The organism is Pseudomonas sp. AC193 (genome assembly GCF_979258075.1).
This window is the reverse complement of sequence record NZ_OZ409832.1, coordinates 946,177-967,128: the sequence shown is the minus strand read 5'-3', so window position 1 is coordinate 967,128 and position 20,952 is coordinate 946,177. Positions and strand designations below refer to the sequence as shown.

Here is a 20,952-nt window from a genome sequence, read left to right as displayed (position 1 = left end):
CGTCATGTCGCAAGCAACACCCCAAGTGTCAGGCAAGTTGTTCGGCCTGTTCTGCCTCGCCAGTTATCTGTTGTCGCTGTCGTATGGCTCGACGTTTTTGCTGTCGCTGTTGATCGGTTCACGCGGCGGAAATGAACACGATGCCGGCAGCGTAATTTCGGCGGCGATGGTCAGTACGTTTGTCGCGGTGCTGGTGTCCGGGCATCTGTCGGACATGCTCGGTGCGGCGCGGTCGATTGCGCTGTTCGGGTTGTTGCTGGTGGCGGCGAGCCTGGGTTTTGCGATGACGCCGGGGTTCGGGCATTTGCTGTTGTTTTTCGGTTTGCTGCTGGGGTTGGGCTGGGGTGTTTTCTACACGTTGGGGCCGATTATTGTTGCCAGTCTGGTAACTCCGGCGCAGCGGGCGAAATACTTCGCGTTGCTGTCCGGCAGCATGATGACCGGCATCGGCAGCGGCCCGTTACTCGGGCGCGCAGCCAGTGCGCTGGGGTTGCCGGTGACGTCGGCGTTTTATCTGGCGGCACTGGCGAGCCTGATCGGCGTGCTGATGTTCTGGCGTGTCGGCGCTCGACTGAAAAGCACGCAAGCCACCTCTGCCGCCAGAATCAGCTGGCAAGCGGCCCGCCAAGTGCTCAGCTCGCGCGCCGTGTTTCCGATCATCATGGTCGGGCTCGGCGGCTGTGTGTTCGGCGGGCTGTCGAGTTTTCAGACCAGTTATGCGGCGGCACGCTCGCTGGATTATTCGCTGTTCTTTCTCGGCTTCATGAGTGCGGCCATCAGCAGCCGGATGTTGATCGCAGGCTACGTGGTCAAGCGTGATCCGCTGCGCGCTTCGTGTCTGTTGTCCGGGCTGATGCTCGGCTCGATCGTGCTGTTCGCGTTTGGTGTGCACAGCGGATTTACCTATCTGCTGGCGGCGCTGATGCTTGGCGTTGGATATGGCCTGACCTATTCGGTGATCAACGGACTCGCGGCGAACGAAGCACCGACGGGGACCACTTCGCAGGCGTTGTTGCTGTTCAGCCTTTCGTATTTTATCGGCGTGTTTGGCTTTCCATTGCTGGCCGGGAAAATCATCGTTGAACACGGCATGGCGACGTTGTTGCTCACGGTATTGGCGGTGGCTTTGATCAACTGGCTTATCACCTTGGGCCGTCTGCTCTGGCGCCGACTCAACGTAAAAACGGTGGAGGCGATTTAGACCGTTCGTCGTTCATCAGGCACCAATCGGATCACAGGGCAGACCAACGACAGGTAAGGATTCCAATCACTGGAGAAGCCCTATGATCTCGTCAAGGTTGACCGCTTTCGTATTCAGCGCCCTGCTCTGCCCTGCGGTGTTCGCCGCATCCGCCACTGCGGCAGGCACCGGCCCTACCGACCCGACCCCGCCTCGCGCCCCCGCCATTAACAGTGCTCCCGGCATGAACACCGATGGTTCGGGCGTGCCGTTGATCAATCAGCCGCCGGCCACCGGCACTGATCCGCGCACGCAGGGCAGTGACCCGGGTCGTCAGGGCGGCATGAACACCCCCGACGCCCCCGGCATGCCCGACAACGCGGGCCCCGGCGTCGGCTCTAAATCCACCACGGGTGGTTCCGGTTCCGAAGGCTCCGGTCAGTAGTTCGCCGACGCGAGCGTCCTATTCAATCCAATGAAGAGGTAACCATGAACGTCGATAAAAACCTGGAAAAAGAAGTCCTCACCCGCCTGCTGCACGCCCACCCGAGTGGTCTGGGCAAGGAGGTGCTGGACAATTACCGGGGCGAGAAAGTCGTGGCCGGCGCCCTCGCCGCTTTGCAGGATCGCGGACTGATTCATCACGGCCATGTGACCTGCAACGAAGCCGGCGAACATTCGCTGAACCTGCCGATCAAGCTCAGCGCGGCCGGGGTTGAAGCGGCGCGTAAGCTCGACAGCTGAGCAATGTGATCGTGTGATCGTAAATTATGTAGGAGCTGCCGCAGGCTGCGATCTTTTGCCTCTTTCAAGATCAACAGATCGCAGCCTTCGGCAGCTCCTACAGGGGATTTAGGTGCGACACAGATCCAATGTGGGAGCGGGCTTGCTCGCGAAAGCTATCTATCGAGCACCGCCAGACTCGCGGATAAACGCATCCACCTCAGCCGTCCCCGGCGAGGTCGCCGGCCCCCAGCGTGTCACCGCAATGGCCGCCGCCGCATTCGCCCGTCGTGCCGCGTCATGCGCGCTCAAACCCTGCGCCAACCCGGCAACAAACACCCCGGCATGCGCATCGCCAGCGCCATTGCTGTCCACCGCTTTCACAGTAAACCCCGGCACATGCCGACGCTCATCAGCCTGATGAATCCAGCAACCCTGCGGCCCGTCGCGCACCACCATCAACACCTCTTTGGGCAGATGCTCAGCCAGCCGATCCAGCGCCAGCGCAATGTCTTCAGCGCCGGTAAACCGTAGCGCTTCAACGCTGTTGCTCGTCCACACATCAATGCGTGGCAGCAGCGCCTGCATCATCGGCGAATCCGGCGATTCCACCAGCGGGCCCGGATCGAAGACCACGTTGACCGAGCCCGGCAACGCCAGCGTCCAGTCGAGCAACGCCTGCGCCTTGCCTTCGTGAAGCAAGCTGTAACCGCTGAGATAAACGTAATCGCCCGCCTCGGCTGCAACGCTGTTCAGATCGTCCTCGGTCACTTCACCCTCAGCGCCGATGTAGGAAATGAAACTGCGCTCAGCCGAGGCATCAGTCAGCGCCACACACAAACCGGTGTCGCGCTGCGCACGTTCTTTGATGCCGATGTGAATGCCTTCGACAGTCATCGCGTCACGCGCCAGATCGCCGAAACGCCCGGTGCCATGGCGACCGAGGTACACCACCGGCAAGCCATTACGCACCGCCGCCGCCATTACGTTGAATCCGCCACCGGCCTCGAAACCGGCTGACTGCGCGAGCACGTCGCCGCCAATCTGCGGCAGTTTATCCACGGCCATGACCAGGTCGATGATGACCTGGCCGGTGTGCAACATCTTAGGCATGAGCATTCTCGGTTGGCGCGGCGCGGCGATCTTTCGCCCCGCCGAGGACGAAGTAAATGCCACCGGCGACCACGAAGGTCACGATCCAGCCGAGGCCGTTGTGGCCCAGCCACGAGTCGGACAGGAAGCCTTTGAACCAGACATTTTCAGCGGTGGTGCCAATAGTGGTAAAACTGAAGCCAAGCACGATGGCAATCGCCCACGCGCCGAACGCACGCCACTCGATGCCGCCGTTGTACCAGTAGGCGCTGCGCGGGCTGACGTCGAGCAAGTCTGTCGGGCTGTAGTAGTGACGGTGAATCAGGTCAACGATGAAGATCCCGACCCACGCGGTGATCGGCACTGCCAGCAAGGAGATGAAGGTGATGAACGGGCCGTAGAAGCTGTCAGCGATCAGCATGAAGTAAATCGAACCGGCGAAAATCGCAACGATATCGACCACTACCGCGTAGACGCGTTTTACCTTCAGACCGAGGGTCAGCGTGGTCAAACCGGCGGAGTACACCGACAGGTTGTTCGACAGCAGCAGGCCACCGAATGCGGTGATCAGGTAAGGCACGGCCATCCACGTTGGCAGCATGTCGCGGATCGCCACGATCGGGTCAGTCGCCGAAGCCAGGTCGTTGTTGCCCACCGAGAGCAAGCCGCCGAGGGTGATCAACAACACCAGCGGAATGCCTGCGCCGAATGCTGCCGACGCGACCAAGCGTACGGCTTTGACGCTGCGATGTTGATAGCGCGACATGTCGGCGCCAGCGTTGGCCCAACCGATGCCAGTGCCGGCGGCCATGGTGCCGATGCCGATGATCATTGCGCTCATCGGTGCCGGCGTGGCGTTGAACACCGCGCTCCAGTCGATGGTGGCGCAGAGGAAGCCGCCGACGAGAATGTTCAGCGCGCCGAACACGTAGGTCGCCCACTTCTGGATCACCAGCAACGTCGCGTGACCGAGGCCGGAAACCGACAAGGTCAGCAGGACGAAAATGGCGATGAAAATCAGCGTCAGTACCGGAGCGCTTTTCGCTTCAACCGGCGAGCCGAAGAGGATTGAGCACAGCGACAGCAGCACGAATGCCGCGGTGGTGGTGTTGACCGTTTCCCAGCCCAGACGCGACATCAGCGAGACCAGCGTCGGGCCGATATTGCCGCGCACGCCGAAGATTGCGCGTGACAGGGTCAGGCTCGGCGCACGGCCACGGCGACCGGCAATCGAGATGATCCCGACCACGGCAAACGAGCCGGCAGCACCGATGATTGCGACGATGATGGCTTGCCAGATCGCCAACCCGCGAAACGCGACCAGCGTGGCGCCCAGCGGCAGACCGAGGATGGAAATGTTGGCGGCGAACCAGACCCAGAACAGTTGCAGCGGATGACCGTTGCACTCGGCTTCCGGCACCGGCTCGATGCCGCGGGTTTCCAGTTGTCCGGCGCTTTGCCCGGCGTTTGATGAACTCATGAAAAATGCTCCTGTTTGCCATTCTTGTGTTTATGGGCAATTCAATACCTGCACCTCCCCTTGTAGGAGCTGCCGCAGGCTGCGATCTTTTGATCTTGATTTTGTGGTGTGCCGAAAGCTGCTGAAGATCAACAGATCGCAGCCTTCGGCAGCTCCTACACATGGGTGTCCTCAGCGAAGAGTGAGGAGTCCTTTCACAAGGGGTTCCAGCTCCAGATCGTTGACGGTTTTCACTGTCTCGATCATCTCGACAGGCCAGCTCTCAAGGCCCAGGCAGGCCCCGAGCATCGCGCCGAGAATCGCCGCGATGGTGTCGGTGTCGCCACCCAGACTGGCAGCCATGCACAGCGCATCAAACGCGCTCATCTCACCGACGGCCACTTGCTGCGCCAGCGCGAACGAGACCACCACCGATTCCTGCGACGCCACCGATGTACCGATCACGTCGTAGAGCAGATCGGCCAGCAACGCGTTGTCGCTGTCGACGCTGATGCTGCGCGCCCAACTGATGCGCGAAGCGATACGCCCACCGGCAACCCAGTGACCGTGCGCTTCCGCTTGCTGAGCGATTTGCTGACCGAGGTTCAACGCCTCGCCCAGATCCATGCCGTTGATGCCCGCAGACACCACCGCCGCCACCGCCGCCGCACTGGAAATTCCCAGCGTGGTGTTGTGAGTGACTTGGCAAGCCTGCATGACGGCGGCGATAAAACGCTCAGGATTGGCGACATCCGCCGCGATGCCGACCGGTGTGATGCGCATCGCGGCACCATTGGTGGTGCCGTAACGCCCGGCCTCTTCCGGCGAGTGGCCGGCGAGGATCATTTCGATCGCGCGTTTGGTCGACGGGCCGAGCAAATCTTGCGAGCCCTTGGCCTGCATCGCGGCTTCCCACTCGATCAGGCGTTGCGCGAGGATGGCCGGTTCGATGTGGCCGTTGCCTTCGACCAACAATTCGCCGACCAGAATCGCCTGTTCGGTGTCATCGGTGATCGAGCCTTTGGGCATGTTCGCGGCGATCGGTTGCAGTGGCCCGGCATCTTGCAGATCGGTGATCTGGCCGAAGCGCGCCTTGATGGTTTCGCGGTTCAGCGATTGCGTCGGCATGCCCAGCGCGTCGCCGAGGGCCAGGCCATAGAAAGCGCCGAGGGCACGGTTGAGCGGGGTCATTTTGCTTCTCCAAATTGCAGGTGCAGACGGAAATGCACCGGGTCGAGCAGGCTTTCAACCAGCTCCATAAAACGGTTCTGCCGATCGTAGGTGGTGCGCAGGGCCTTGAGGAACACCGTGCCTTCCGCGCGGCCGAGCAGTTCAGCGTCGACGGCGTTCAGTGGTTCGGCGCCGATCCATTGATCGCCGCGCTCGCCGACGTAGCCGTAGGCGGCCAGGGTGATGGTCAGGGAATTGTCGATCAGACCGACGCGCGGCAGGCTTTCCAGGCCGCCGGTGGCCGGCATCAAAGAACGTTCAAGGGACACCAGCGTGCCTTCGGTGGAACGGCGACGACGGTCGAGGGTGATGAATTGGTCAGTGCCAAAACGCGCGAGCAGATCGGGCCGGGTCACGGCTTCCAGACGCAACACTTCGGTGTTGATCATCGCGCCACTGTCGGCCAGCGCCTGCGCCCAGCCGCTGCGTTGGTCGAGGGCGACACCGTCGAAGGTGACGATCGAACCGACCCCGCTTTGCGTGGCGATGTACTTGCGCCGCTTCAGTTCAGCCAGCGCTTCGCGCAGCGTGCCTCGGCTGACTTTGAATTCTTGAGCCAACTGATGCTCGCCGGGCAACAGAAAGCCGTCCTCCATGAGGCCGCTTTCGATGCGCCGGACGAGTTCGTCGACCACCCGTTGTTTCTTGTCAAATCGTACCTGTCTAATCATGTACAAAGTGATAACCGAAACAGCCGGGATCAGGCAAGAAATATTTAAGGGAGGTGACAGAAGGCTGGAAGCTGACGCGATCACCTGTGGGAGCGGGCTTGCTCGCGAAAGCGGCGTATCAGTCGCCAAGAATGCTGACTGACACGGCCTCTTCGCGAGCAAGCCCGCTCCCACAGGTTTAGCGGCGAACTACATATCCTGAGCAACCCTCGAGCTCCCTGTGGGAGTGAGCCTGCTCGCGATGACGTTGGCACCACCGACATCAATGTGACTAAAAGTCCGCAATCGCGAGCAGGGTCACTCCTACAGGGATGAGGGGGTGTCAGCGTTGTTTGAGGCGGTCGATGACCACGGCCAGCAGCAAAATCGACCCGCGAATCACGTACTGGTAGAAGGTATCAATATTCTTCAAGTTCATCGCATTCTCGATAATCGCCAAAATCAGCACCCCGGCAATCACATGCCGAATCATGCCAATCCCGCCGCTCAACGACACCCCGCCCAACACGCAAGCCGAGATCACCGTCAGCTCAAACCCCTGACCAATCATCGGCTGCCCCGAGGTCATCCGCGACGCCAGAATCACCCCCGCCAGCGCACCAATCACGCCATGCACGGCAAAGATAATGATCTTGGTGCGGTCAACGTTCACGCCCGCCAGCAGCGCCGCTTCCTGGTTGCCGCCGATGGCCATGGTGTTGCGCCCGTAGGTGGTGTAATTCAGCAGCCAGCCGAAAAACAAAAAGCACACGATGGTGATCAGAATCGGCACCGGCACGCCAAACAGCTGACCGTTACCAAACACGAAAAATGATTCCTGCGAAACACCCACCGCTTTGCCATTGGCAAAAATGTACGCCAGACCGCGAACAATCTGCATGGTCGCCAACGTCGTGATCAAGGCATTGACGCGCAACTTAGCGATCACAATCCCGTTGATCAGCCCGACAATCAGGCCCATCACCAACGCCGCACTGACACCAAGAAACACGCTGTTGGTGTCGCGCATCACCACCGCCGCGACCACGCCGGCGCAGGCAATCACCGAGCCCACCGACAAGTCGAAGTGGCCCGATGCCAGGCAGTACAACATCGTGCACGCGGCGATCCCGGTGGTGGAAATTGCCAGGCCCAGACCACGCATGTTCAACGGCGAAAGGAAGTTGTCGATCAGCAGCGTACAGGCAACGAAAATGCCCACCGCCGCCAGCAACATGACCCAGTCATCAAGAAAGCGGCGCATGTCCAGCGGTTTGCGCTCTTTGGGCAGGGTTTCGTTTTGGGTTGTCATCATAGTCACCTCTCAGTTCGCCACGCCGTCAGCGCGGTGGCGCGGCAAAGCCAGTTGCAGCAGGTTGGATTCGTTAGCCTGGTCGCGGCTGATTTCGCCGCGCAGGGCGCCTTCGCAGAGCACCAGAATGCGGTCGGAAATGCCCATCACTTCCATCAGGTCGCTGGACACCACGATCACCGAAATGCCCTCGGCAGCGAGGTTGTGGATGATCTGGTAGATCTCCGCTTTGGCGCCGATGTCGATGCCGCGCGTGGGTTCGTCGAGCAGCAGAACTTTCATCGGCATCGACAGCCAGCGGCCAAGAATGGCTTTCTGCTGATTGCCGCCGGAAAGGAATTTGATCTGCTGCCCGGCGTGCGGGGTTTTCACTTTCAGCGCTTTGATCTGTTTGTCGGCATTGCCCTTTTCCCACAAACCGCGAATCAGGCAGCCGAGCCCCGAATGCGCGCCACGGGCACTGATGTTGATATTCTCGGCGACGCTGGCCAGCGGGATGATGCCTTCCTTCTTGCGATCCTCCGGGCACAGCAGAATCCCGGCAGCAATCGCGTCGCGCGGTGAGCGCAGTTTCAGTTCATGGCCGCGCAATTCGAGGCGGCCAGCGGTGTTGCGTTCCAGCCCGCTGAGCAAACGAAACAGCTCGGTGCGCCCCGCCCCGACCAATCCGAACAAGCCAAGAATTTCACCCTTGTGCGCTTCGAAACTGATCGGCTCACGCAGACCCGGGCCGAGTAAACCGTCGACCTTCAGCGCGACGGCGCCGCGTGGACGATGGCGATAATCGTAGATGTCCTGAATGTCGCGCCCGACCATGCAGGTCACCAGTTGATCGTGGCTCAACTGGCTCATGTCTTCGAACGTGCGCACGTAGCGGCCGTCCTTGAACACCGTGACCGCGTCGCAGATACGGAACACTTCTTCCATGCGATGGGAGACATAGAGCACGACTTTGCCCTCGTCGCGCAGGCGGCCGATGATCGCCATCAAGCGGTCGATCTCACGGGCCGAGAGGCTGCTGGTCGGTTCGTCGAAAGCGATAACGTGGGCGCCGCGCGACAGCGCTTTGGCGATTTCCACCAATTGCCGCTGGCCGAGGGACAAGCGTCCGACTTTGGTCTGCGGATCGATTTCGTCGGCCAGGCCTTTGAGGCAATTCAACGCTTGCTGGCGTAACACACCGCGATTGATCAAACCGAAACTGGCCGGCAGATGGCCGAGAAACAGGTTTTCGGCGACGGTCATTTCCGGCACCAGATGCAGCTCTTGGTGAATCACCGCGACGCCGCTGCCGATGCTGTCAGCGGTCGACCTGAACGCCATGGTCTGCTCGCCGATCTGCAACTCGCCGCTGCTCGGGATGTAAGCGCCACCAAGGATTTTCAGCAGGGTCGATTTGCCGGCGCCGTTCTCGCCCATCAAGGCATGAACCTGCCCCGGATGCGCGACGAAGCTGATGGCGTCCAGCGCCTTCACACCGGGAAAGGTTTTACCGATCCCGTTGAAGCGCAGGCTGCCGCTGGAGCTGTGTTGTTGTGTCTGTACTTGCGCGTGCATAAAGCCACCTCTTCACACCGAAAAACGGCCCGGCTGCCCGGGCCGTCGCTGCATCAGTTCCACAAGCCGATTTTTTCCAGCTCTTGCTTGAAGTTCTCGCGGGTGATCAGGGTGACGTCGTCCATGGCGGTGTACTTCGGCGGTTCTTTGCCGGTGGTGACCCACTCGTACATCATCTCGGCGGTTTTGTAGCCTTCGATGTGCGGGCTTGGCAGCATCGAGCCGAAGAAGCCGCTGTTAGGCTTTTTCAATTCGCCAATGGCGTCGGTGCCGTTGATGCCGATGCCGATCACGTTGGTCGCGGCGAAACCTGCGGCTTCAGTGGCGCGCACGCCACCGAGCACGGTGTTGTCGTTCATGCCGCCGATGATCAGGTTTTTCGCCGCGCTCGGCAGTTTCACCAGCGCCGAGTTGGTGGCGTCCATGCTGCCCGGTACGTCGAGGGTTTTCAGCGCGGCGAAGAGGATGTGATCCTTCGGCATGCCGGCGTCTTCAAGGGATTTCACCGAGCCGTCGGTGCGCTTCTTGCCGGTGTCGAGTTCGTTGTAGGTGTTGACCACAGCGTAAGTGTCTTTCCAGTCCCAGTTACGCTTCTTCGCTTCGGCGACCATCGCGTTGCCCTGCTTCTGGCCGACTTCGAACGCGGCCATGCCGAGGTACGGCACGTCTTCCATGAACTTGCCGTTGGCGTCGACAAAACGGTCGTCGACGGCAATCACTTTCAGGTCATTGAGTTTGGCTTTGGCCATGATCGCCGGGCCGAGCGACACGTCCGGCGGGCAGATCACGAAGCCCTTGGCACCGTTGGCGGCAAGGCTGTCGATGGCCGATAGGGTTTTCTCGCCATCCGGCACAGCAATCTTGATCAGTTCGAAGCCCTTGTCCTTGGCGGCTTTCTCGGCGAAAGCCCACTCGGTCTGGAACCACGGCTCTTCAGCCTGCTTGACCAGAAAACCGATTTTCACGGTGTCGGCAGCGAGCAGCGAACTGCTCAGGCTGAATGCAGTGACCGCCAGGGCGGTAGTGCACAGGGTACGAATCCCGAAACGACGTTTCATAAGCTGACTCCTTGTTATTTTTTTTGAGCAATGTTTGAAAGCGTTAAAGCGTGTTCCTGCAAAGCCTGTTGAAAATAGTCATATCGTATGATGATTGGATTTCACCCGGATCTATACGCGTGAAAGCCGTTGCGCTCAGTCGTGGTACATCACCGAGCGGCCACCATCGATGGTGATGCATGACGCGTTGATAAACGGTGCTTCATCACTGGCCAGAAACACCGCGGTCATCGCCACTTCCAGCGGCTGACCGATGCGTTTCGGCGGGTGCAGATCGAAGGCGCGCTGACGTTCGGCGTGCGGGTCGGCGAAACCGTTCCAGTAATCAACATTCAATTGGGTTTCGATGTAGCCCGGCGCGATGGCGTTGACGCGAATGCCTTTCGCCGCGTATTCGATGCCGAGGGCGCGGGTCAGGCCGAGCAAACCATGTTTGGCCACCGGGTACGGGAAGCAGCCGGGAATGATGTGGCTGGAATGGGTCGAGGCGATGTTGATGATGCTGCCAACGCCCTGCTCGATCATCTGCGGCAGCACGGCTTTGCAGCCGAACCAGGCACCATCGAGGTCGATGGCGAAGCAGCGATGCCAGTCTTCATCGGTCATTTCTAGCGGATCGCGGAACACGTTGACCCCGGCGCAGTTGACCAGCACGTCGATACGCCCGTGCAGCTCAACGGCGCGTTTGGCCATCGCGTGCAGATCGTGCTGGCGTGACACATCGGCCTTGAGCGCCTGCACGTCACAGCCCTGCTCGCGCCAGTGGGCGGCAACCTTCTCAACCTTTTCGGCCTGAATATCGCTGATCAGCAGTTTCGCTTGCTGCGAGGCAAACGCAGCAACTATCGCTTCACCGATGCCTTGCGCAGCGCCGGTCAGCAAGACCACCTTGTCTTTCAGACGCTCGCCCTTCGGCGGTGCAGGCACCGGCGGCAGGGAAAGGGGTTCAGCCATGGATCTCGACTCCTGTTTCGCAAGCACAAAAAAACCGGACAGCTGACGATGTCCGGTTCGGAAGGCGTTTGAAACAAAACAGGCAGGCGTCGCTGACGGCATGGGGCCGTTGCGAGACGCGGACTCCGCGTGGGAGTGCGATGGAGATTCGCTGCATCACTTCACCTGTTTTGTTCTTTTTAAGTGTGAGTGCGTGTTACTGCTGGAGCCGACTATAAACCCGTCGGCCAAATAATCTCAATATATAATTTTGCATCCCATATTTTGGGATTTAACCAGCAAAGCGGGTGCAGAGTTTTCCCGGCACATCAACGCGCATCGACAGCACTGCACCGTCCAGAGGATGCTTGTGCGGGCTCTGGGCGCTGGTGATGTAAAGGGTTTTCAGGTCATCGCCACCGAACACGCAACTGGTCGGGCGGCTGACAGGCAACTCGATTTTGCGCTCGACTTTGCCTTCAGGCGTCAGGCGCAGCAGGCAACTGCCATCCCAACGGGCATTCCACACGTAACCTTCGGCGTCCATCGCCGAACCGTCCGGGCCGCCCTGTTGGTCGGGGCCGTACCAGGTTTCGGCGGCACCGAGATGGCCGTCCGTTTGAATGAAATAGCGATGGAGCGTGCTGTCCATGCTGTCGCCGAACAGAACTGTGGTGCCGTCGTCACTCCACAGCAGCGTGTTGGGAATGCCCAAACCGCGTAGCAATGGCGTGACGCGTTGATCCGCATCGACGCGGAACAGGCCACCGGAGCGGCGAGTGATCGGCAGGTCTTCGCCATTTTCGCCGATGTTGTTTTGCATGGTGCCGAGCCACAAACGGCCTTGGCCATCGCAACGCGCTTCATTGGGCCGATTGCCCGGTTGCGGGTCGGCGACGCAGAACAGGGTCAGGCGCGGTTCGAGGCCAGGGGAATCGAGATCGAGGCGATAGACGCCGCTGCTGAGCGTGACCAGCGCATCGCCGCTGGCGCAGGGGATGAACGCGGAAACGTGCTCGGGCATCTGCCAGATTTGTACGTTCTGGCCGATCAGGCGCAAGGCCTGTTTGCCGGCGATGTCGACCCAGTACAACGCCTGGGTCGGCGCGTCCCAGAACGGGCCTTCACCGAGTTGGGCGCGGTGTTGGGTCAGGGCGGTGCACGGCATATCCATTCCTCTATTGTTCTTATGATTTTCTGTAGGAGTGAGCCTGCTCGCGATCGCGTCGTGTCAGTTGACTTCAATGCGACTGATTCACCGCTATCGCGAGCAGGCTCACTCCTACAGGGGATTTCTGTGAGTTCAGCTGGCTTTTTTGTCGGCCATGACTTTCGGGTAAAAACGTTTGATCGCCAGATCGGCGTTATCGATCAAAGTCATGCACGCCCACACACCGCGCGCGGAATCCCGAGCGGCGATGGCATCGGCCATGTCTTTGTGGATCGGTAATGTGCGGCGCAGTTCATCGGGATCGGCGGCAGACACTTCAAACGACACCGCCAACAAAGCGCCGAGCGCCGGCACCATTTGTTCAATGAATTGATTGTGACTGGCCGCAAGAATGGATTCGTGAAAGACCTGATCGGCGCGGTTGTAATCAATGCCGCTGTCGACCGCGCGTTCGAGGGCGTTGTAGGCCAGTTGAACGGCTTCGATCTGTTCGAAGGTGGCGCGCTCGCAGGCCCAGCGCACGGCCATCGGTTCGATGGTGCGGCGCAGATCGAGCAGGTCATCGACGAAGTTTTCCGGCAAGCCGTTGCGCGACAGCCAACCGACGACTTGCGGATCGAACAGATTCCAGCGCCGAACCGGCAGCACGCGGGTGCCGACTTTCGGCCCGACTTCGAGCATGCCTTTGGCAACGAGGGTTTTGATCGCTTCGCGGATCACCGTGCGACTGACGCCGAGCTGCTCACCCAGATCCGCTTCGACCTTGATGGTCTGCCCCGGTTTGACCTGGCCGGCGGCAATCCAGCTGCCGAGCCAGTCAACCGTGGATGCGTGGAAGCTGCTGGACATGAACACCTCAAAGCGGAGTGCGATGGGTGATAAAGCTAATCATCATATGATTAACAGTCAATACAATCCCCTGTAGGAGTGAGCCTGCTCGCGATTGCGGAGTGTCAGTCACCACAAGGATTGACTGATCAACCGCTATCGCGAGCAGGCTCACTCCTACAAGGGGGGATGTGTGTCTCAGGGTTCGAGGCCGATGCGGAAGAACTCGCCGCCGCTCCACACGCCCAGCCAGCGCTGGCCATCGATTTCGCGGCTGACCGCCAATTCCACCAGTTGGTAGAACACATTGCGGTGAATCAGCGCCTCAAGATTGGTACGCACATGCACATAAGGCGCAGGCTCTTGCGTTGCCGGATCAATCTCGACGCGGATCGGATGCTCAGGCCCGGCCTCAGCCGTCTCATCCACGTTGGTGGTAAAACGCAAAAGCTGCGCCTCACCCTCGCCTTCCACCTCAACGGCAATCGCCACAAACGGCGCGTCGTCGACCTTGATCCCGACCTTCTCGACCGGAGTAATCAGGAAATAATCATCGCCATCGCGGCGCATGATCGTCGAGAACAGTTTGACCATCGGCTTACGCCCGATCGGCGTGCCCAGGTAATACCAGGTGCCGTCGCGGGCGATGCGCATGTCGATGTCGCCGCAGAAGTCCGGGTTCCACAAGTGCACCGGCGGCAAGCCTTTGGTTTTGGGGATTTGTCCCAACAGGTCATTGGCTTTTTGCGGGCCACTCATGGCGTTCTCCTTGAATTTATTGGTCGCCGATCCCCAACAGGCTGCGCGCGTACTGTGCCAGCGGCGGGCCAATGAGGTCTTCGGGTTTATTGTCGTGGAACGTCAGTAAACCGCCACGACTTTTGATGCGTGCAGTATCAATCAAATACTGGGTGCTGGTCTCGATCAACATGATCTGAATCACGCCACCGTCGATGCCGAGACGGTCGACCGCTTCTTCATCGAGCCACTCATCAGAGTTACCAATGCGGTCATCAGCCTTGGCGAAACGCGTGTACAGCAGGTAATGAGCACCGGCATCGCGTGCTTCGCCCATCGCTTGATCGAGGCCTTCCGGAGCGCGAGCGCGGCGCACCATCGGGAAGTATTCGACGAAACCCTTGAAGGCTTCCTCGGCGACCACGTTTGGACGCGGGTAAGAACCGCCCGGCGGGGCGAACGCGCCTTGGGCGATGTAGATGAACGAATCAGGCTGAATGCGGAAGTTGTTCACGCGACGGCTGTCGCTGTGATCGAGCAAACCGGCGTCGCTCATCTGGTAGCGAGTGCCTTCGGCCATATCGCTGACAGTCATACAGCCGCCAAGCGCCAAAACGGCCAGCAGCAAAACCAGGCTACGCATCCTATTCCTCCAGAGGCCGGTGACGGAAAACCGGCGAATGGCCGTTGGATGCAGCTTTTGCGCCAGCTCTGTTTTTTCGTTGTTAGTTAGATCGTATTCGCGAGCAAGCCCGCTCCCACACAGGAACACATTCCAAGGTGGGAGCGGGCTTGCTCGCGAAAGCGGTTTTTCAACCGCCGATGATCTTCATTACTGTGGCACCACCGGAGAACGCCACTTCCTGCTTGTCGCCCAACGCCTTGACCAACAAACGCTGCAGCGCTGGCAACGCCTGATGACGCGGCTTGTCGAGCAGATCACCAACATAGTGGCGGTTGCTCGACGACAGGCAGCCATGCAGCCAACCCGTCGACGACAGTCGCAAGCGCGAGCATGTCCGACAGAACGGCACGCTTTCGTTGGCAATCACGCCGAAGTTGCCCAAGCCCGGAATCGCATAGCGCACAGCGGTGGCATCGATCGGCGCATCAGTCTGCGCATACTCGTAGCGCTCGCCGATCAGGCTGAGCAATTGCTCAAGGCTGACGAACTGGTGCAGGAAGGCATTGGAGTCTTTAGCCAAGTGGCCCATGCGCATCAATTCGATGAAGCGCAGTTCGAAACCTCGTTGCAGACAGTAATCAAGCAGCGGCATCACTTGATCAAGGTTCTGCCCGCGCAACGGCACCATGTTGACTTTGATCTTTATCCCCGCGGCGGCGGCTTGATCCATGCCATCAAGCACGGTAGCCAGATCGCCGCCGCGGGCGATGCTGCGGAAGGCACCGGCGTCGAGGGTATCGAGGGAAACGTTGATCCGGCGTATACCGGCATAGACCAACAGCGGGAGTTTCTTGGCGAGAAGCTGGCCGTTGGTGGTCAGGCTGATGTCTTCCAGGCCCATCTTGCCGACGGCGGTCATGAACGATTCGAGTTTCGGGCTGACCAGCGGCTCGCCGCCGGTGATGCGCAAGCGCTCGATACCGGCCGCTTCGATCAGGTATTCAACACCGCGCGCCATGGCTTCGGCCGACAGTTCATCCTGCGCAGCCACCAGCCGCTTGCCGTTGGGCACGCAGTAGGTACACGCGTAATTGCAGGCTGAGGTCAGGCTGATGCGCAAATTGCGAAAACGCCTGCCTTGACGGTCAACGATCATGATCACTCCGGCGGAAAAATTTCGAGCCGCTAAAACTTGACTCACAAATCAAGTTTTAGCAAGCCCTATGCCTGAGTATATTCCTGCGGTACTGCGACATGTAGCGAAATCATGGCGCAATAAGGCGGCTGAATGGCTCAGCTGCTTGGGGTTTCCGGGTCGCGCTTGCGCTTGTTGCCCATGCGCACGCCGATGTCCATCAGGAACTGGAAGAAACCTTCCTGATCTTCCAGCACGTTGCTCCAGAACGGCGAGTGATACAGCGCCACCGCGCCGTGCACCAGCGCCCAGGATGCGCAGTAGTGGAAGTACGGCGGCACGTCTTCGAGCTTGCCTTCGCTGATGCGGCCCTTGATCAACAGGGTCAGACGTTCGAAGTTCGAGGCACGGATCTTGTGCAACTCTTCGACCATTTCCGGCACTTGATTGCCCTTGACCACCTTCTCTTCGAGGCGATCGAACAGGCGATAGCGCTGCGGGTCGCGCATGCGGAATTCGAAGTAGGCGCGGGACAGCGCTTCCTTGTCCTTGTCGACGTCGGCCGAATGCAGCAGCTCATTCAAATCGCGCTCGTAATCGAGCATCAGGCGCAGGTAGATTTCCGCCTTGGATTTGAAGTGCTTGTAGATCGTGCCTTTGCCGATACCGACGGCATCAGCAATCATCTCGACGGTGACACTGTCTTCACCTTGGTCGAGGAACAGCTTGAGCGCGGTATCGAGAATTTCTTGCTCGCGGCGACGAAACTCACGGACCTTACGAGGTTCTTTGTGCATAAGAAAAGGTCTGAAGGGTCAAAATTCGAAGCCGCGTATTATGCCTAACTTGCGCAAAAATGCACGGATCATCCGACCATATCTGCGTTTCTTGTTCATTTTGAGAACGTTTTGGACGCAATGAGAACTCAACTGAAGCAAACGTATTCCAAATTTGTTTAAAAACCCCGACCGGCTCACTGGACTGCACGCCAGACTGATCAATACTTGAACTGTCGGGCGACATCTCCCCCAAGTGTCGCGCCGATAAAGGTACCAACGGACCGCGTGCCTTTGTTTTACTCCTAATGGTCTTAACCCGGATTCACCCCCCAGAACCCGGGTTTTTTTTGCCTGCGATTTGACCCTTACCCCAGCGACCCGAACATCACACCTGTAGGAGCTGCCGCAGGCTGCGATCTTTTGCCCTTGCCTGTCAAAATCAAGATCAAAAGATCGCAGCCTGCGGCAGCTCCTACACGGCAGATTTAACGGAGGCCAGCGGGAACAGGCGTTTGAAGTTTTCGGTGGTCTGCTCGGCAAAGCGCTCGTAGTTCTCACCGCGCAGCATGGCGAGGAATTCCGCCACTTCACGCACGTATTGCGGCAGGTTTGGCTTGCCGCGGTGCGGAATCGGCGCAAGGTACGGCGAGTCGGTTTCCACCAGCAAGCGATCCGCCGGGACTTTGCTTGCGACATCGCGCAACGCATCGGCATTGCGGAAGGTGACGATCCCCGACAGGGAAATGTAATAACCCATGTCCAGCGCAGCCTTGGCCATGTCCCAGTCTTCGGTGAAGCAATGCAGCACACCGGCCTGAGGCAACGCCGCTTCGCGCAGCAGTTCAAGAGTATCGGCCCGCGCGCCACGGGTGTGGATGATCACCGGTTTGCCCGTTTGCTGCGCCGCTTGCAGGTGCAGACGAAATGACTCCTGCTGCAACTCGGCGGCTTCCGGCTCGTAGTGATAGTCCAGACCGGTTTCACCGATTGCCACCACTTTCGGGTGATTGAGTTCGTGCAGCAACCAATCCAGCGCAGGCGCAGCGCCCGGTTGCACATCCAATGGATGCACACCGACCGAGCAATCAACGTCGTCATAACGCTCAGCAAGGGCTTTGACGTCGGCGGCGTTGTCGGCACTGACGCCGATGCACAGAAAGTGCCCTACCCCGAGCTGCCGGGCGGCATCGAGTGCGGCATCCAGCGAACCGTCATGGGCGGCGAGGTCGAGGCGATCAAGGTGACAATGGGAATCTACGAGCATAAAAAGGACGGCTACTTACATCGTATGAGTGGGACGGTCGGACTTGAGGGCTCCGGCCAGATGGGTTTCGATGCGACTGCGCGCGGTGTTGTCGCCATCATTGAACTGCACGCCGACACCGGCGGCGCGATTGCCCTGCGCACCTTTGGGCGTGATCCAGGCGACCTTGCCGGCCACCGGAATCTTCTCCGCCTCGTCCATCAGGTTCAGCAGCATGAACACCTCGTCGCCCAACTTGTAGCTCTTGTTGGTCGGGATGAACAAACCGCCGTTCTTGATGAACGGCATGTAGGCGGCGTAAAGCACCGACTTGTCCTTGATGGTCAGGGACAAGATGCCGTTACGCGGCCCCGGGCTGACGGGTTCATTCATGTTGACCTCCACTGCTGATGTTCAGAGTCTAGGTACACATTCTTATCTTTGGCCAGGCAATCCCGCCCATTGCACCAACAATGCCTCCAGCAGCAACGCCGGATTGAGGTTGGCCTTGCTCATGACTTTCTGCCGCTGCGCGAGAATCCAGTCCTGAATCTCGAGGACTTTGCCCTGCGCACTTTTCTGCGCGAGGTACTGCACAACTTTACGCATATCGGTCAGGCCGAGGCCCGCTTCATCCTGCGTCAGTTGATAGCGCAGGATCAGGCTCGACCAGTCGCAGAACCAGTCGAACAGGCGCAGCATCGGAATGCTTTTCCACTCTTCGGCCAGTTGCGTCGGCGATTGCTGTTGCTTGAGCAGCTTCTTCACGCCTTCGACCACTTGCGCGCGTTGTTCACGCACGCCCTGGGATTGAAGACTAACCGCCATCAACGGCGAACCGGCCGCCAGCGTCAGCAGTTCGACACGCTCCTCTTCCGAACATTCCGGCAGAGCCTGAGCCAGCCATTGCAGGCTCATCGCCTCACTCGGCAGCGGACAGGCCTGTTGCACGCAACGACTCTTGATCGTCGGCAGCAAACGGCTGGTCTGATGGCTTACCAACAGCAACACAGTATCGCCGGAAGGCTCTTCAAGGCTTTTCAGCAAGGCGTTGGCGGCGTTGATGTTCATCGCCTCGACCGGCTCGATCAGCACCACTTTGCGCCCGCCCAGTTGCGCGGTTTGCACCACGAAACTGACCAGATCACGCACCTGATCGACTTTGATCGCCTTGTCGGCCTCTTCCGGTTCGAGGATGTAATTATCCGGATGACTGCCGGCCCTGAGCAGCATGCAGGATTTGCACTCGCCGCAGGCTTCCGGGGTCGGACGCTGGCACAGCAGGCTCGCCATCAAGCGCTCGGCCAGCGCGCGCTTGCCGATCCCGGCCGGGCCGTGCAGCAAATACGCGTGCGCGTGCTGCTTACGCCCGGCCAGTTGCTGCCAGAGGCTGTCCTGCCATGGATAGGCCTCAGCCACGGGCCAGCTCCAGCAAATTCGGCAGCAAGGTATCCAGCGATTGCTGAACCTTGGCCAATGGTTGGCCGGCGTCGATGCGCACATAGCGCGCAGGATCGGCTTCGGCGCGCTTCAGAAACGCATTGCGCACTGCCTCGAAAAACGCCCGGCCTTCCAGTTCGAAACGATCGAGACGACCACGGGCGTTGGCGCGGGCGAGGCCGATTTCCACCGGCAGATCGAAAATCAAGGTCAGGTCAGGACGCAGATCGCCCTGCACGAAGTTTTCCAGCGTAGCGATGCGCTCCAGCGACAAACCTCGTCCACCACCCTGATAGGCGTACGTCGAGTCGGTAAAACGATCACACAGCACCACTGCACCGCGGGCCAGCGCCGGACGAATCACTTCGGCCAGGTGCTGAGCGCGCGCCGCGAACACCAGCAACAGCTCGGCATCCGGGTTCATGACTTCGTCGGCCGGGGCCAGCAGCACATCGCGGATCCGCTCGGCCAGTGGCGTACCGCCGGGCTCACGGGTCAGCACCACTTCGATACCGGCGGCGCGCAAACGCTCGGCGAGGTACTCACGGTTGGTGCTTTTGCCGGCGCCTTCCGGGCCTTCCAGAGTAATAAACAAGCCAGTCACAGGCAGTCCTTAGTCAAAGTCATTGCGCGTTGGAGGGTGCAGCGGCGTCCGGTGCCGGGGTTGGCGCAGGTTCCTCGGCGGGAACTTGCGGCAACGCTTCCGGCGCCGTGTCCGGAGATGCCGCAGGAATCGGATCTTGCGCAGATTCCGGTGCAACTACAGGCGCCGGGCTGGAACGATAATCCGCACGACGCTTGAGCTGAAACTCACGCACCGCCGCGTTATGCGCATCGAGATCATCCGAGAACACATGACTGCCGTCGCCACGCGCGACGAAATACAGGCTGGTGCCATCGACCGGATTCAGCGCCGCATGAATCGCTTCACGCCCGACCATCGCAATTGGCGTCGGCGGCAGGCCGGGAATCACATAGGTGTTGTAAGGCGTCGGCTCTTTCAAATGCGCGCGGGTCAGCTTGCCGGTGTAGCGATCACCCAAACCGTAGATCACCGTCGGGTCGGTCTGCAACTGCATGCCCAACGCCATCCGCCGTACGAAGACCCCGGCAATCTGCCCGCGCTCTTGCGGGACGCCGGTTTCTTTTTCGACCAACGAGGCCATGATCAGCGCCTGATACGGCTCCCGGTAAGGCACATCAGACGCACGTTTTTCCCATTCGCTGGCCAGCACTTCATCGAGACGGTCGAAGGACTTTTTCAGCAACTCGGCATCGGTCATACCGCGCACGAAGCGGTAGGTGTCAGGAAAGAAACGCCCTTCCGGGAACAGGCCTTTGTGGCCAATCTTCGCCATGACGTCGCTGTCGCTCAAACCGCTCAGGGTCTGCTCGATTTTCTCGTCCTTGGCCAATGCAGCACGCACTTGATGGAAGTTCCAGCCCTCGACCAGGGTCAGGCTGTACTGAACCACGTCGCCGCGCTTCCACGAATCGATCAGACCGTTGACGGTCATGCCCGGCTGCATGCGGTATTCACCGCTGTGGATCGGTGTGCCGGCGAGGTTGAAGCGCCAGTAAACCCGTAGCCAGAACGCGTCTTTGATGACGCCATCGGTTTCGAGTTCGAGGAAAGTACGGGTGGGGGTAGAGCCTTTCGGCACATCCAGCAGCTCTTCCTGCGTGATGTTCAGGGGTTGTTCCAGTGCGGAGTGAATCTTCCAGGCGCTGGCGCCCAACAACAGCCCTGCCAGAACCAGTCCGGTTTCCAGCAGCAGCAAAAGTTTACGTCTCACGAA

General features: G+C 59.8%; 22 protein-coding genes. 3 read left to right on the top strand and 19 right to left on the bottom strand.

Annotation, left to right across the window (positions count from 1 at the left end; all coding sequences use genetic code 11):
• Positions 1-4: 4 nt before the first annotated feature.
• The 3 genes from ACZZ0D_RS04620 (at position 5) to ACZZ0D_RS04610 (ending at position 1,924) form a co-directional block, all read left to right on the top strand.
• Entirely contained in the window at positions 5-1,201 is a 1,197-nt protein-coding gene (locus tag ACZZ0D_RS04620) for an MFS transporter (RefSeq protein WP_463552552.1), read from the top strand.
• 82 nt (positions 1,202-1,283) lie between these two features.
• Positions 1,284-1,625 carry a hypothetical protein gene (locus tag ACZZ0D_RS04615; RefSeq protein WP_053122557.1) on the top strand — a complete coding sequence of 114 codons (342 nt, stop codon included), beginning with the start codon at positions 1,284-1,286 and terminating at the stop codon, positions 1,623-1,625.
• A gap of 44 nt (positions 1,626-1,669) precedes the next feature.
• Complete coding sequence (locus tag ACZZ0D_RS04610) at positions 1,670-1,924, top strand: hypothetical protein (RefSeq protein WP_053122559.1); 255 nt, start codon at positions 1,670-1,672, stop codon at positions 1,922-1,924.
• A gap of 159 nt (positions 1,925-2,083) precedes the next feature.
• Here ACZZ0D_RS04610 and ACZZ0D_RS04605 read toward each other — a convergent pair whose 3' ends face one another.
• The 19 genes from ACZZ0D_RS04605 to mltG form a co-directional block, all read right to left on the bottom strand.
• Positions 2,084-3,016 (bottom strand): PfkB family carbohydrate kinase, encoded by a 933-nt coding sequence (locus ACZZ0D_RS04605; RefSeq protein WP_463552551.1) that lies wholly within the window; start codon positions 3,014-3,016, stop codon positions 2,084-2,086.
• Entirely contained in the window at positions 3,009-4,475 is a 1,467-nt protein-coding gene (locus ACZZ0D_RS04600; RefSeq protein ID WP_053122564.1) for a purine-cytosine permease family protein, read from the bottom strand. Before ACZZ0D_RS04600 ends, ACZZ0D_RS04605 begins: the two co-directional genes overlap by 8 nt.
• A gap of 171 nt (positions 4,476-4,646) precedes the next feature.
• A complete protein-coding gene (locus ACZZ0D_RS04595) occupies positions 4,647-5,645 on the bottom strand; it encodes an ADP-ribosylglycohydrolase family protein (RefSeq protein ID WP_463552550.1) in 999 nt (332 codons plus the stop codon).
• The gene (locus ACZZ0D_RS04590) at positions 5,642-6,355 is read right to left on the bottom strand and encodes a GntR family transcriptional regulator (protein WP_212543778.1); all 714 of its coding nucleotides are present in this window, start codon (positions 6,353-6,355) and stop codon (positions 5,642-5,644) included. Before ACZZ0D_RS04590 ends, ACZZ0D_RS04595 begins: the two co-directional genes overlap by 4 nt.
• Before the next feature lie 322 nt (positions 6,356-6,677).
• Positions 6,678-7,646: an L-arabinose ABC transporter permease AraH gene (araH, locus tag ACZZ0D_RS04585; RefSeq protein WP_026000669.1), complete on the bottom strand. Its 969-nt coding sequence runs from the start codon at positions 7,644-7,646 to the stop codon at positions 6,678-6,680.
• Between the two features lie 12 nt (positions 7,647-7,658).
• Positions 7,659-9,203: an L-arabinose ABC transporter ATP-binding protein AraG gene (gene araG, locus ACZZ0D_RS04580; protein WP_212548980.1), complete on the bottom strand. Its 1,545-nt coding sequence runs from the start codon at positions 9,201-9,203 to the stop codon at positions 7,659-7,661.
• A 53-nt stretch (positions 9,204-9,256) separates the two neighbouring features.
• On the bottom strand, positions 9,257-10,261 hold the full coding sequence (locus tag ACZZ0D_RS04575) for a substrate-binding domain-containing protein (RefSeq protein WP_008087257.1): 1,005 nt from the start codon (positions 10,259-10,261) through the stop codon (positions 9,257-9,259).
• 135 nt (positions 10,262-10,396) lie between these two features.
• Complete coding sequence (locus tag ACZZ0D_RS04570; protein ID WP_159811504.1) at positions 10,397-11,215, bottom strand: SDR family oxidoreductase; 819 nt, start codon at positions 11,213-11,215, stop codon at positions 10,397-10,399.
• Positions 11,216-11,486: 271 nt separating this feature from the next.
• Positions 11,487-12,362 carry an SMP-30/gluconolactonase/LRE family protein gene (locus ACZZ0D_RS04565; RefSeq protein ID WP_053122574.1) on the bottom strand — a complete coding sequence of 292 codons (876 nt, stop codon included), beginning with the start codon at positions 12,360-12,362 and terminating at the stop codon, positions 11,487-11,489.
• A gap of 135 nt (positions 12,363-12,497) precedes the next feature.
• Entirely contained in the window at positions 12,498-13,214 is a 717-nt protein-coding gene (locus ACZZ0D_RS04560; RefSeq protein WP_463552549.1) for a FadR/GntR family transcriptional regulator, read from the bottom strand.
• Between the two features lie 177 nt (positions 13,215-13,391).
• Positions 13,392-13,952 (bottom strand): DUF1285 domain-containing protein, encoded by a 561-nt coding sequence (locus ACZZ0D_RS04555; RefSeq protein WP_008087248.1) that lies wholly within the window; start codon positions 13,950-13,952, stop codon positions 13,392-13,394.
• A 16-nt stretch (positions 13,953-13,968) separates the two neighbouring features.
• Positions 13,969-14,574, bottom strand: coding sequence for a DUF4823 domain-containing protein (locus ACZZ0D_RS04550; RefSeq protein WP_053122582.1), 606 nt, complete (start codon positions 14,572-14,574; stop codon positions 13,969-13,971).
• 169 nt (positions 14,575-14,743) lie between these two features.
• Positions 14,744-15,712, bottom strand: a complete 969-nt coding sequence (locus ACZZ0D_RS04545) for a GTP 3',8-cyclase MoaA (RefSeq protein WP_463552548.1) — start codon at positions 15,710-15,712, stop codon at positions 14,744-14,746.
• 137 nt (positions 15,713-15,849) lie between these two features.
• Positions 15,850-16,488 carry a TetR/AcrR family transcriptional regulator gene (locus ACZZ0D_RS04540; protein ID WP_007908276.1) on the bottom strand — a complete coding sequence of 213 codons (639 nt, stop codon included), beginning with the start codon at positions 16,486-16,488 and terminating at the stop codon, positions 15,850-15,852.
• Between the two features lie 454 nt (positions 16,489-16,942).
• Positions 16,943-17,734, bottom strand: a complete 792-nt coding sequence (locus ACZZ0D_RS04535; RefSeq protein ID WP_463552547.1) for a TatD family hydrolase — start codon at positions 17,732-17,734, stop codon at positions 16,943-16,945.
• Positions 17,735-17,749: 15 nt separating this feature from the next.
• Entirely contained in the window at positions 17,750-18,106 is a 357-nt protein-coding gene (locus tag ACZZ0D_RS04530) for a PilZ domain-containing protein (protein WP_007950801.1), read from the bottom strand.
• Between the two features lie 42 nt (positions 18,107-18,148).
• Entirely contained in the window at positions 18,149-19,132 is a 984-nt protein-coding gene (locus ACZZ0D_RS04525) for a DNA polymerase III subunit delta' (protein WP_463552546.1), read from the bottom strand.
• Positions 19,125-19,757, bottom strand: a complete 633-nt coding sequence (tmk, locus tag ACZZ0D_RS04520; RefSeq protein WP_463552545.1) for a dTMP kinase — start codon at positions 19,755-19,757, stop codon at positions 19,125-19,127. Before tmk ends, ACZZ0D_RS04525 begins: the two co-directional genes overlap by 8 nt.
• A gap of 19 nt (positions 19,758-19,776) precedes the next feature.
• Positions 19,777-20,949, bottom strand: coding sequence for an endolytic transglycosylase MltG (gene mltG / locus ACZZ0D_RS04515; protein ID WP_401243280.1), 1,173 nt, complete (start codon positions 20,947-20,949; stop codon positions 19,777-19,779).
• Between the last annotated feature and the right edge of the window lie 3 nt (positions 20,950-20,952).

What these genes read in the sequence shown, in the direction of transcription:
- ACZZ0D_RS04620 (WP_463552552.1), top strand. Translation starts at nt 5, where the DNA reads ATGTCGCAAGCAACACCCCAAGTGTCAGGCAAGTTGTTCGGCCTGTTC.
- ACZZ0D_RS04615 (WP_053122557.1), top strand. Translation starts at nt 1,284, where the DNA reads ATGATCTCGTCAAGGTTGACCGCTTTCGTATTCAGCGCCCTGCTCTGC.
- ACZZ0D_RS04610 (WP_053122559.1), top strand. Translation starts at nt 1,670, where the DNA reads ATGAACGTCGATAAAAACCTGGAAAAAGAAGTCCTCACCCGCCTGCTG.
- ACZZ0D_RS04605 (WP_463552551.1), bottom strand. Translation starts at nt 3,016, where the DNA reads ATGCCTAAGATGTTGCACACCGGCCAGGTCATCATCGACCTGGTCATG.
- ACZZ0D_RS04600 (WP_053122564.1), bottom strand. Translation starts at nt 4,475, where the DNA reads ATGAGTTCATCAAACGCCGGGCAAAGCGCCGGACAACTGGAAACCCGC.
- ACZZ0D_RS04595 (WP_463552550.1), bottom strand. Translation starts at nt 5,645, where the DNA reads ATGACCCCGCTCAACCGTGCCCTCGGCGCTTTCTATGGCCTGGCCCTC.
- ACZZ0D_RS04590 (WP_212543778.1), bottom strand. Translation starts at nt 6,355, where the DNA reads ATGATTAGACAGGTACGATTTGACAAGAAACAACGGGTGGTCGACGAA.
- araH (WP_026000669.1), bottom strand. Translation starts at nt 7,646, where the DNA reads ATGACAACCCAAAACGAAACCCTGCCCAAAGAGCGCAAACCGCTGGAC.
- araG (WP_212548980.1), bottom strand. Translation starts at nt 9,203, where the DNA reads ATGCACGCGCAAGTACAGACACAACAACACAGCTCCAGCGGCAGCCTG.
- ACZZ0D_RS04575 (WP_008087257.1), bottom strand. Translation starts at nt 10,261, where the DNA reads ATGAAACGTCGTTTCGGGATTCGTACCCTGTGCACTACCGCCCTGGCG.
- ACZZ0D_RS04570 (WP_159811504.1), bottom strand. Translation starts at nt 11,215, where the DNA reads ATGGCTGAACCCCTTTCCCTGCCGCCGGTGCCTGCACCGCCGAAGGGC.
- ACZZ0D_RS04565 (WP_053122574.1), bottom strand. Translation starts at nt 12,362, where the DNA reads ATGCCGTGCACCGCCCTGACCCAACACCGCGCCCAACTCGGTGAAGGC.
- ACZZ0D_RS04560 (WP_463552549.1), bottom strand. Translation starts at nt 13,214, where the DNA reads ATGTCCAGCAGCTTCCACGCATCCACGGTTGACTGGCTCGGCAGCTGG.
- ACZZ0D_RS04555 (WP_008087248.1), bottom strand. Translation starts at nt 13,952, where the DNA reads ATGAGTGGCCCGCAAAAAGCCAATGACCTGTTGGGACAAATCCCCAAA.
- ACZZ0D_RS04550 (WP_053122582.1), bottom strand. Translation starts at nt 14,574, where the DNA reads ATGCGTAGCCTGGTTTTGCTGCTGGCCGTTTTGGCGCTTGGCGGCTGT.
- ACZZ0D_RS04545 (WP_463552548.1), bottom strand. Translation starts at nt 15,712, where the DNA reads ATGATCGTTGACCGTCAAGGCAGGCGTTTTCGCAATTTGCGCATCAGC.
- ACZZ0D_RS04540 (WP_007908276.1), bottom strand. Translation starts at nt 16,488, where the DNA reads ATGCACAAAGAACCTCGTAAGGTCCGTGAGTTTCGTCGCCGCGAGCAA.
- ACZZ0D_RS04535 (WP_463552547.1), bottom strand. Translation starts at nt 17,734, where the DNA reads ATGCTCGTAGATTCCCATTGTCACCTTGATCGCCTCGACCTCGCCGCC.
- ACZZ0D_RS04530 (WP_007950801.1), bottom strand. Translation starts at nt 18,106, where the DNA reads ATGAATGAACCCGTCAGCCCGGGGCCGCGTAACGGCATCTTGTCCCTG.